This window comes from Hydrogenophaga sedimenti, assembly GCF_051857515.1.
GTDB lineage: Bacteria > Pseudomonadota > Gammaproteobacteria > Burkholderiales > Burkholderiaceae_C > Hydrogenophaga.
The window spans coordinates 1-1,092 of record NZ_JBPZHA010000036.1 but is presented as its reverse complement, the minus strand read 5'-3'; the positions used below and the strand labels follow the sequence as shown (position 1 = coordinate 1,092).

Below are 1,092 nucleotides of genomic sequence, written 5' to 3'. Positions count from 1 at the left end.
AACCCATCGGCTACATCCCGCCGGCCGAGGCTGAGGCAAACTACTGGCGGCAACTCGCCAATCAGGCCGCAACAACGGCCTGACTTAAACCAACCAGCCTCCACGATTCCCGGGGCGGTTCACTGAAGCTTTGGCCTGGCTCTTCGATTGTCTTGAGCGAGTGGAGACGTATAAACAATTCTCTGTGGACTCCCTACGCGAGGGAATCTGCGATTTCCTTCAACAGCTTGAACCCCAAGAAGTTGCAACCTTGGTGGAACGATTCAACCGTTTCATCGAAGAGCAGCCGGTTATCGAGCGTAGGCACTGTGACATCTCTACGCGGTACGCTTGGCTACTAAGACCGGCCGCGCTGGCGGTCCGTCGGTTGATGCGAGAGCGGGACCCTGCGGTCTTCAACGAAGCTGCACTAGCACTCCTGCAAAAGCTTCCGAGTGCTCAACCGTTCGACGCACTGGACGTTGACGACAAGCTGAATCTGGAGGAGCTCATTCAGGGCTGGCCTGCCCTCAATTTTGCATTGTTCTGGCACTCGATTGATGTCGCGCGTCGGAGGGTGAAAAAGAAAGAGGCGCGCGTCACGGATTGGTGGCATGTACAAATTTGGCGTTCATTTGTTTCGTTCACCTCCTCCGACTTCGACGCGGCGCTGGATTGCGTGTCATCTCGTGGCTTGCTGGATGACAAGCTCGTCGCGTTGTCGCTCGCTTTCCGACTGTATGTGGATTCGGGCCGGCCGACTGCATTTCGCAAACGGATCAAAGCAGCATGCAAGGGAGTGGTTTCCCTTGAAGAACGGCTACAGGTGCTTTTGCATCCTCCGCGTCAATCGCCGGAGGCTGAAAAGCTACGTCGAATGAACAGGTCCTGGTCGCAACAGAGCAAGGCTCAATCGGAAAGGCAAGACAAGATCCGTGAGGATTGGCGTACGTACCTACGTGCCAATGTTGGCTTGATTCGTGACCCAGGCCTAGGGATGGTGTTCAAAACACGTTTAGCGCCAGCCGATAGCGGGCGGCTTGCCACGACATGAAACAGCGCGACTCGGAATCAGCGAATTCAACGCAGTTTCTGCGTTTGCACCGCCCGTTT

At 55.9% G+C, this 1,092-nt stretch carries 1 protein-coding gene; it reads left to right on the top strand.

The window, feature by feature from the left end; genetic code table 11:
- Window positions 1–130 precede the first annotated feature (130 nt).
- Window positions 131–1,033, top strand: a complete 903-nt coding sequence (locus ACS5NL_RS22690) for a hypothetical protein (RefSeq protein WP_439356260.1) — start codon at window positions 131–133, stop codon at window positions 1,031–1,033.
- Window positions 1,034–1,092 lie beyond the last annotated feature (59 nt).